The organism is Dokdonella sp., from assembly GCF_049593775.1.
In the GTDB taxonomy this organism is placed as follows: domain Bacteria; phylum Pseudomonadota; class Gammaproteobacteria; order Xanthomonadales; family Rhodanobacteraceae; genus Dokdonella.
In genome coordinates this window covers 1-9175 of sequence record NZ_JBAWHJ010000168.1, presented here as the reverse complement: position 1 = coordinate 9175, position 9175 = coordinate 1, and the positions used below count along the sequence as shown (strand labels likewise).

General features: G+C 60.4%; 10 protein-coding genes. All 10 read left to right on the top strand.

The genetic code is table 11. The features are described 5' to 3' along the window. Positions 1-166, top strand: a 166-nt coding sequence (locus tag WBP53_RS05885; RefSeq protein ID WP_423926888.1) for a RodZ domain-containing protein, incomplete at its 5' end; no start/stop codon positions are given. 127 nt (positions 167-293) lie between these two features. Next, a complete protein-coding gene (locus WBP53_RS05880; RefSeq protein ID WP_423926886.1) occupies positions 294-947 on the top strand; it encodes a YfgM family protein in 654 nt (217 codons plus the stop codon). Continuing rightward, complete coding sequence (gene bamB / locus WBP53_RS05875; RefSeq protein WP_423926884.1) at positions 944-2104, top strand: outer membrane protein assembly factor BamB; 1161 nt, start codon at positions 944-946, stop codon at positions 2102-2104. The genes WBP53_RS05880 and bamB overlap by 4 nt, the downstream gene beginning before the upstream one ends. Positions 2105-2220: 116 nt before the next feature. After that, complete coding sequence (gene der, locus WBP53_RS05870; protein ID WP_423926882.1) at positions 2221-3621, top strand: ribosome biogenesis GTPase Der; 1401 nt, start codon at positions 2221-2223, stop codon at positions 3619-3621. Between the two features lie 28 nt (positions 3622-3649). Beyond that, positions 3650-4264, top strand: a complete 615-nt coding sequence (locus WBP53_RS05865; RefSeq protein WP_423926880.1) for an NTP transferase domain-containing protein — start codon at positions 3650-3652, stop codon at positions 4262-4264. Further along, positions 4248-5513 (top strand): gephyrin-like molybdotransferase Glp, encoded by a 1266-nt coding sequence (glp, locus tag WBP53_RS05860; protein WP_423926878.1) that lies wholly within the window; start codon positions 4248-4250, stop codon positions 5511-5513. The genes WBP53_RS05865 and glp overlap by 17 nt, the downstream gene beginning before the upstream one ends. Before the next feature lie 6 nt (positions 5514-5519). After that, positions 5520-6668, top strand: coding sequence for a molybdopterin-synthase adenylyltransferase MoeB (gene moeB / locus WBP53_RS05855; protein ID WP_423926876.1), 1149 nt, complete (start codon positions 5520-5522; stop codon positions 6666-6668). A gap of 468 nt (positions 6669-7136) precedes the next feature. Continuing rightward, complete coding sequence (locus tag WBP53_RS05850) at positions 7137-7640, top strand: hypothetical protein (RefSeq protein ID WP_423926874.1); 504 nt, start codon at positions 7137-7139, stop codon at positions 7638-7640. Continuing rightward, positions 7637-8569: a carbon-nitrogen hydrolase family protein gene (locus WBP53_RS05845; RefSeq protein ID WP_423926872.1), complete on the top strand. Its 933-nt coding sequence runs from the start codon at positions 7637-7639 to the stop codon at positions 8567-8569. The genes WBP53_RS05850 and WBP53_RS05845 overlap by 4 nt, the downstream gene beginning before the upstream one ends. Positions 8570-8628: 59 nt before the next feature. Further along, positions 8629-9175, top strand: a 547-nt coding sequence (locus WBP53_RS05840) for a hypothetical protein (protein WP_423926870.1), incomplete at its 3' end; no start/stop codon positions are given.

Below are 9175 nucleotides of genomic sequence, written 5' to 3'. Positions count from 1 at the left end.
CCACTACTCGAATTCGGGAGCGATGTCCGTGCGCATTGGCAACGCCCAGGGTGTGGAGATCATCGCAGATGGCAAGCCGATCGATCTGGCACCATTCAGGCGCGCCAATGTTGCCCATCTCAAGGTGTTTGGCGAAGGTGGCCTGACCACACGCGTCGACTCCTGAATCGCTTGCCATAACCGTGTTTTTTTTACGGGAATGGCGTGATTTCCTGTTACCCTAGCGCCCCTCGCGCTGCCCCCTGCCGGTTACCGGCATTTCCTGTTCTGCGGCGCCTTATCTGGTGATGCGTATGGCTTTTGAAGTTCTTGACGAGCACGAACAAGGTGAATTGGTGCGCAAGTGGTTGCGCGCAAATGCCTTGTCCATAGCGATCGGTATCGGCATTGGCCTACTGCTCATTTTCGGCTATCAGCAATGGCAGGCGCGCACGGCGCGTACCAATGGCGAAGCGGCCATGCAATTCGCCGCATTTACCAGTGCTCTGGATGCCAGCCGTACCGAAGAAGCTGCGCAACGAGCCGAAGCATTGCGTACTGATTTCGCAAAGAGCTCCTATGCCGTTTTTGCGGCCCTGCGCCTTGCAGAAGTTGCCGCAAGCGAGGGCAATCTCGACAAGGCTGAAGCAGAGCTCGACTGGGCCGCGCAGGCTGCGTCGGAGCCAACCCTGAAATCTCTGGTGGCACTGCGCAAGGCGCGCATCAGCCTCGCCAGGGGCAATGCAGAATTGGCACTGGGGCAACTCGACGGCGTGGCCAAGGGTGAGTTCTCGGCCCTGGCCAGCGAGCTACGGGGCGATACACTCGCCAGCCTTGGCCGCGTGGAAGACGCGCGAGCCGCCTACGGCGATGCTCTGTCGCACCTCGATCCGCAATCGCCGAATCGCAACTTTGTCGAAATGAAGTTGAATGACTTGCCCGCAGCGGCGGAGAAGCAGAAATCATGAAGCGAGCGCTACTGGCCGTAGTCATACTGTCATTGGGTCTTGGTGGCTGCAACTGGATCAAGAGCATCGGTGGCAAGAAGGACAACGTCGTGCCGCCGACGCCACTGGTCGAAATTGCGCCTACCGTCAGCACGCAGAAACTGTGGTCAACATCCGTAAGCAAGGGTGCCGGCAAGTCCGGCGCGCACATGAACCCGGCACTCGATGCAGGTCGCCTCTACGTTGCCAGCGTCAGCGGTGAAATTGCCGCGCTCGATGCCGCAAGCGGACGCAAGCTGTGGTCGACAAATGTCAAGAACATGGAGTGGGCCGGTGGTCCGGCGGCGCGAGGCGACTTGCTTGTCGTTGGAGCATTGAATGGCCAGGTCCGTGGCTACTCGACACAGAATGGCAGCGAGCTTTGGCAGGTTCAGTTGAGCTCGGAAATTATCTGTGCACCGACAATCACCGAGGGCCTTGTTGCCGTGCGCTCGCAGGATGGCCGTCTTTTCGGACTGGATCCAGCGAACGGAACGCGCTTGTGGGTTTATGAGCAGGCCGTGCCGGTCTTGAGTCTGCGCGGAAATGCATCGCCGGTCATCGGCAATGGACTGGTCTACGATGGCTATGACAGCGGTCGCGTCGTGGCAGTCCGGCAATCGGATGGAGCACCCGCCTGGTCGCAGGTCCTTTCAACCGGAGAAGGACGCACGGAAGTCGAGCGCCTGGCCGATTCCGATGGCCCGATCGTGCTTGATCAGAACCAGCTTTTTGCAACCGCCTACAGCGGGCAGATCGCTGCGCTCGACGCTGCCAGCGGGCGCCCGGGCTGGAGCCGCGAACTTTCGAGTTTCGCCGGCCTGTCAGTGGCCGAGAATGCGGTCGTTGTCAGTGATGCCGAGGGCAATGTCTGGGGATTCGATCGCCAGACAGGCTCCAACCTGTGGAAGCAGGACGCATTGCTGCATCGCTGGCTGAGCCCGCCCGCCATTGTTGGCAACTACGCAATTGTCGGTGACCTGGAAGGCTACGTGCACTGGCTCAATCTTGCCGATGGTTCGTTCGCGGCTCGTCAGAAGCTTGGCAAGAACCCGATTGAAAGTGCTCCGGTAGTCGATGGTGACGTTGTTTACATTGAAGACGTTTCCGGCAATATCGTCGCCTACCGCACCCAATAGTTACTGTCCCTGTCCGCTGCGTGCGAGAATGTGCACGCGCGGTCGGGGTTGATAGCAGCGTTGTCGAGTTGGCCAGTGGCCAGGTTGATCGCTGCCCCTGAAACGGAGCGCCCGCGATGCTTCCTGTCGTCGCCCTGGTCGGACGCCCGAACGTCGGCAAGTCGACCCTGTTCAATGTTCTTACGCGCTCGCGCGATGCTCTTGTGGCCGACATGCCCGGAGTCACGCGTGATCGTCACTATGGCTTCTGCCGAATTGGCGAGCGCCATTTCGTTCTCGTGGATACCGGCGGCCTAGCGGACAGCGAGGAAGGGCTCGCCGGGTTGACAGCGCATCAGGTCGAACTGGCCATTGCCGAAGCCGACGTTGTCATCTTTGTCGTTGACGCGCGCGATGGCCTGCTACCCACCGACCAGGCCATTCTCGAACGGTTGCGGCGAACATCCAAGCCCATGCTGCTCGCTGTCAACAAGATTGACGGACTGGACGAGACGGTCGCTTTGGCCGATTTCGCCCGACTCGGGATAGCCACGCCGCATCCGCTGGCGGCAGCGCAGAATCACGGCACCTTGAAACTGCTGACGGCGATCCAGGCCTTGCTGCCAGAGCGGGAAGTCGAGCCGATCAGTGGTGACGACGAGGGCGGCGTGCGCGTAGCCATCGTTGGACGGCCCAACGTGGGCAAGTCGACCCTGGTCAACCGATTGCTGGGCGAGGACAGAGTCATTGTCTCGGCGGTCGCCGGCACCACACGTGACTCCATTCGCATTCCCCTGGAACGCGATGGCCGCAAATACACGCTCATTGATACGGCCGGCGTGCGTCGACGCTCGCGCATCGATGATGCCGTCGAGAAGTTCAGTGTCATCAAGACCCTGCAGTCCATCGATGCGGCGAACGTCGTGGTCATGTTGATTGATGCCAATGAAGGCGTGACCGACCAGGACGCCGGATTGATCGGGCATGCGCTCGAAGCGGGTCGTGCACTGGTCATTGCCGTCAACAAATGGGACGGGCTGAAGACCTACGACCGGGAGCAGTGCAAATCATCGTTGCAGCGCAAGCTGGTTTTTGTCGCCTGGGCTCCCCAGGTTACGATTTCCGCATTGCATGGAACCGGTATTGGCGAGCTCATGAAGCTGGTCAACAGGGTCCACGTGGCGGCAAACAAGAAGCTGACGGCTTCGGATCTTACGCGTGCCCTGGAAGCAGCCTATGCGGCTTACCAGCCGCCACTGGTCAAGGGGCACTCGCCGAAACTTCGCTACGCGCATCCGGGCGGGACCAACCCGCCAACCATCGTCATCCACGGCTCGCGCACGAAGCATCTGGCAGAGTCATATCGACGCTATCTGGAGAACTTCTTTCGCAAGCGCTACAAGCTGGATGGCACTCCGATTCGCATTGATTTTCGCGAAGGGGACAACCCGTTTGCAGGCAAGAAGAACGTCCTGAGTGAAGGACAACAGAAACAGCGTCAGCGCATGATTCGCAATTCCAAGCGCGGCAAGCACTGAAGACGCGCAGGCACGCGCAGCGACCACGATGTCAGGCAAGCTCCCGGATTCCGATAGTGTCACTACGGCTGTACTGGCGGGTGGCGCCGGCAGTCGCATGGACGGACAGGACAAGGGGCTGTGCCTGCTCAAGGATCGGCCCCTGATCGATTGGGTGACCGAAGCAATCAGATCGCAGTCGAGCGGGCCGATCCTGATTGTGGCCAACCGGAACATTCCGTTCTACTTGCAGTTCGCTGAAACCGTTTCCGACGCCGGCCCAGGCCATGCGGGTCCACTGGCCGGCATCTGCGCAGCATTGGCCGCCTGTCGAACTCCCTGGCTTTATACCGTGCCTGTCGACTGTGCCGGTCCGCCGCCTGCTCTGCTGGAGGAGTTGCTTCTGGTGGCCACCCGGCAAGACGCTGCGGCCGTGGTGGCCCACGATGGGCAACGGAGGCAACCTTTGTTTGCCTTGTACGCCGTCGAGCGCATTGCGTCCTGTACCGAAGGCCTGGCGCGAGGTGAAGGAGCGAGCCGCTGGCAGGATTCAATCGGCATACTGGAGATCGAAACGGCACCTCCGGCGTCGGGCTGGATCAATCTCAACCGTGCCGAAGAGTTCGCGGCCTACGAGGAACGACTTGATGGCAGCCATCGCTGATTTTCGGCCCATTTCGCTTGAGGATGCGCAGCAGAAAATCCTCCGCGTCTGTGTTGCTCGCAGGCAACTGTCCGAACACGTGGGCCTGGAGAATGCGCAGGGACGAATATTGGCGGCCGATCTCCGCGCGTCGCGAAATCTGCCGCCTTTTGATAACTCCGCGATGGATGGATTCGCGCTGAACAGTGCCGACCTTCCGCTGTCCGGCGAGTGTCGGCTGCGCATTGCCGGGACCCGGTTCGCAGGCGATGCCCAGGCATCGACGATCGAGCGGGGAGAGTGCCTGCGCATTACCACTGGTGCGCCACTGCCCACTGGGGCCGACACCGTAGTGATCAAGGAACGTGTGCGCGTCGAAAGTGAAGCGGTGGTCATTGCCGCCGGCGAGCTGGCAGGCTCGAACGTGCGCAGGGCAGGCGAAGATTTCGCTGCCGGCGATCTCGTCCTGAGCAAGGGACAACAGGTCACTTCGACGCGGATTGGCGGGCTGGCAACATTGGGCAACGATACCCTGGAGGTTTTCAGGCGGCCCAGGGTCAGCATCATCACGACCGGGAACGAGTTGATCATGCCAGGCGACCAGACGGGGCCGGCAACGATCTACAACAGCAATGGATTCAGCCTTGCCGCATTGCTGCGGGCAAGCGGGCTGCAGGCGCATTTGCCTGTTGCCCGGTCATCACCGGCTTCCTTCCTGCACCTTCCTGACGATCCGGATCAGATCAGAAGCGCTCTCAGTGAGCTGGCCGAATCGGTGAACGTGATCATCACCTCGGGCGGGGTTTCAGCAGGTGAAGCTGACTGGCTGCCGATTCTTGTGGCGGAACTGGGACGCATCCATTTCTGGAAGGTCCGCATGCGTCCGGGCATGCCATTCCTGTTCGGGGAAATCGGCTCGGCCCTGATATTTTGCCTGCCAGGCAATCCGGTATCGACGATCGCGACGTTTCTCTGCATGGTGCAGCCTGCGCTGCGCGCGCTCCAGGGCGCCGAGCCTGCGCTGGCGGAGCTTCCGCGGGCGCATCTGGCCAGCGTCATCACCAAGCGGCATGAGCGCGCGGAGTTCCTGCGCGCATGCTGCGAGGTGCGAGACGACGGTACACTCTGGGTTGATCCGGTGACACGACAAGGCTCGGCGATGCAACGCGGAATCATGGAGGCGAATTCATTGATATGCGTGCCCGAGGCCGTGCGCGAGCTGGATGCGGGTTCGTTGGTGCGGATCATGCGTCTTCCAGAACTGGCCTGATCTCCGATGAGTAGCGAAACGCCCCCAGCAGAATCGCCAGACACGATCGAAATTGATCCGGCCGATGCGTTGCGGCGCATGCGCGCTGGTGCGACGCTTCTTGACGTGCGTGACGATGATGAGCGCGCTTCGGGCATGCCGGAACGGGCAATCGGAATATCGAGGGCATCGCTGGAGGCCAGGGTCGCCCAGTTGGCGATCACGCAGTCTGCCGAGTTGCTTGCGATCTGTGCAACGGGCCAACGATCGTTGTTGGCGCGCAACCAGTTGCTCGAGCTTGGCTATTCCAGGGTGTTCTCCGTTCGCGGGGGATTTTCCCGCTGGTGCGCAGAAGGTCTGCCAACCAACGCGGGATCAATGGACGCGGATTCCGCTGAACGCTATTCGCGGCATCTCCTGTTGCCCGAGGTCGGCGTCAGCGGGCAACTGAAGCTGGCATCCGCAAGGGTCGCCCTGGTCGGTGCAGGAGGGCTGGGGTCTCCGGCCGCACTGTATCTGGCTGCTGCCGGCGTGGGTAACCTGACCTTGATCGACGACGATCGCGTCGAGCGATCCAATCTGCAGCGACAGGTGATTCACACGGAGGCACGCATTGGCATGCCAAAAACCGCCTCGGCGAGTCTCACCCTGGCCGCGCTCAATCCATCAGTTCGGATCTTCACGCATGAGCAGAGACTTGTAGCTGGCAACGTGGAAGCCTTGCTCTCGGGCCATGACCTGATCATCGATGGCGCTGACAACTTCCCGACGCGCTACCTGCTTGACGCTGCATCAAGGAATCTGGGAATCCCGCTGATCTACGGTGCTGTCCATCGATTCACCGGCCAGGTCAGCGTCTTCGATCCGCGCAAGGAATCGTCGCCATGCTATCGCTGCCTTTTCCCTGAGCCGCCTTCCGCCGAAGAAGCACCAAACTGCAGCGAGGCCGGTGTACTCGGCGTGCTTCCCGGCATCATCGGGCTGCTTCAATGCAGCGAGGCGATCAAGTTGATTATTGGGCAGGGGCGCCCGCTTGTTGGCAGATTGCTCTGTTTTGATGCCCTGAACGCGAGTTTCAGGGAGCTGTCACTGGTCAGGGATCCCGATTGCCCGGGCTGCAAAGCCGGGAGTGGACTGTCGGCATATGAGGAAATCGCCACGCTCTGCGCTGGCTAGCGGACCTCGCCCTTGATTCAGGTGGACGACAACCCCGATTGCACGCTATCCAGGCCCGGATACGGGCGACGTTCGGGTCCACTCGAATGCCGGGAGCGCCGCGATGCCGGGAGCGTACTCGCCGCGGTATTTGCGTATGCGTGATTACGCTGGACAGCCATGGATTGGACCAGAGTGCTCCGATCTGCTACCCTGAGGGTGGAAGTTGATGGCGAAATCTTTTTAAAGATCAGTGCCTTATTGTCAGGACTTCACTGTTTCCTGCTGGTTGCGTGAACTGTCCTGTCGACAGCCTGGTGATTGCTCCGCAGCCTTCCTTGTATGCCGCAGAAATCGCAGCCGGATCGAACCTGATCGGACTGCTTCCCGCTTCCGGGCACTGACTCGGGACCTATGCGCGGCATCCCCCCTGTTTGACAGTCTGGCTACGAAAACCGTTGAGTTCCCGTACCAGACGATGAGGAGTGCATGCCCGAAACGCTCGACGAAACCGTAACGCCATTCGACGCCATCCATCAGGATGAGGGTCGTTGTGCGGAAATGTCGATTCGCGTGGGGCCTGCATCAAGGTGGGTAAAAGATCATCCGGACGAGCTTGTCCTGCATTTTGGGACAACATGCCGAAACGACCTGATCGATGTCTCATCAACACAGCATGCGTTGCAGCTGGCGAGAATGCAGTCGGTGGTTCTCCACGCGTACCGTGCCCCGGCCGATTGCGTGTCTCGCAAGCGCAATGACAGCATTCCTGTTGCTGTCGGAAAACCGCGATGGCGGAAATCTTCAAGGCAGAACTCACTCGAGGGAAACAGATTTCCCTCGCTTGAAGTCGGCTGCTCGCTGAATCGGATCATACTCGGCAATACAGTGCCCCGATCGGATGGAAGCAGCGCTGAAAACCTACTGCCGGTCACCGGCACCCACCTGGCAATAGCGCCATGTGGAGACACTACGGAACAAATTCACTCATGACCATTCCCTTTGCGATTGCCGGCGTGCAGATGCATGTGCCGGCCCTTTCCAGCAATCTCGCAGCCATGCTTCATCGCCTTGACGTTGTCATGGCGCGCTTTCCGTGGACACAGATGGTCGTGTTCAGTGAATTGGCCCAATGTGGCCCGGTTCCGAATGCACCAGTCTCCTTGCCGGGGCCGGATGAAGAAGCCTTGCAGGCGGCTGCGGCCCGTTATGGAATCTGGCTGATTCCGGGTTCGGTCTTTGAGCGCGGTGCAGACGGAAAGTTGTACAACACTGCGTCGGTAATCAACCCGGCGGGAGCCGTCGTCAAGCGTTACCGCAAGATGTTTCCGTTTCGCCCCTACGAGCAGGATGTGACGGCTGGCCAGGAGTTTTGCGTATTTGACGTGCCCAACGTCGGACGCTTCGGCTTGTCCATCTGCTATGACATGTGGCTGCCGGAAACAACGAGAACATTGACCGCAATGGGTGCGGAGGTTCTGCTGCATCCGGTACTCACGGGAACGATTGATCGTGACGTGGAACTGGCCATCGCCCGAGCAACCGCCGCGCAGTTCCAATGCTACGTGTTCGACATCAATGGGCTGGATGCTGGCGGAATCGGTCGTTCCTGCGTTGTCGATCCCAGCGGCACGGTGTTGGCCCAGGCAGGCGGCTCAAGCGAGACGCTGCCGCTCGAAGTGGATCTCGGTCGTGTTCGGCGACAGCGCGAAGCGGGCGTGAACGGGCTTGGACAGCCGCTGAAGAGTTTCCGTGATCGAGAGATCGATTTCGCGGTTTACCAGCGCGGCTCCGGTCTGGACAGCTACCTGCACACACTGGGGCCGCTATCCATCCCGCACCAGGGCGGACAAGTCGGCATCGGTATCGCGGCTCCTGCAGATGCGCTGCCAACAGCGCCTGCTGTTGCACGAACAAGCTGAGGACGGAACGAGAAGCCGGGTAGCGCAAACCGACCAGAACCCGAGACCAGGAGCAAGCCTTGAACAAGAATGAATCCAGCGAGACCACAGCTGGCGGACGACAGAAAGAGTCCCGCAGTACCGCAACCGGGGCAGGTGCAGCGCCCGTCGCGGGCAAGGCTCCGTTCAAGCCCGCGGGAATGACATCGGCATTGAGTGACTACTACTCGGCATCGCAATTGCGCAATGATCGCTGGACCGCATTGAAGAGCCTCGCGGTCCAGTTGGCGAGCGCTACAAACGAGGCCAAACGGGTCAAGCTGACGGAGAAAATCCAGACTCTGCTGAGGTCGCTTGGTCCGATAGAAGCCTATTGGGCATTTCCAGGACGTCGTGGACTGGAGCAACTGCTGCGGATGATGGCCCGTCAGGACCACGCCGACTTTTCCAGGGCGGTCACTCGCATGGTCCGCGCGCTGCAGAGTGGAACCTACCGCCGCCGTCTTGGCGACTACTTCAGCGACACCGATCGGGATCTCAACGAAGAGGAAGAGATCGTCGAGACGCGCGAGGCGCGTACACGAGCGCGGCCATTCTTCGAAATATTGATTGTTGATGACCTCAGCC

Coding starts and splice junctions, on each gene's coding strand:
- WBP53_RS05850 (WP_423926874.1), top strand. CDS start 7,137: ATGCCCGAAACGCTCGACGAAACCGTAACGCCATTCGACGCCATCCAT.
- WBP53_RS05880 (WP_423926886.1), top strand. CDS start 294: ATGGCTTTTGAAGTTCTTGACGAGCACGAACAAGGTGAATTGGTGCGC.
- moeB (WP_423926876.1), top strand. CDS start 5,520: ATGAGTAGCGAAACGCCCCCAGCAGAATCGCCAGACACGATCGAAATT.
- WBP53_RS05865 (WP_423926880.1), top strand. CDS start 3,650: ATGTCAGGCAAGCTCCCGGATTCCGATAGTGTCACTACGGCTGTACTG.
- bamB (WP_423926884.1), top strand. CDS start 944: ATGAAGCGAGCGCTACTGGCCGTAGTCATACTGTCATTGGGTCTTGGT.
- glp (WP_423926878.1), top strand. CDS start 4,248: ATGGCAGCCATCGCTGATTTTCGGCCCATTTCGCTTGAGGATGCGCAG.
- der (WP_423926882.1), top strand. CDS start 2,221: ATGCTTCCTGTCGTCGCCCTGGTCGGACGCCCGAACGTCGGCAAGTCG.
- WBP53_RS05845 (WP_423926872.1), top strand. CDS start 7,637: ATGACCATTCCCTTTGCGATTGCCGGCGTGCAGATGCATGTGCCGGCC.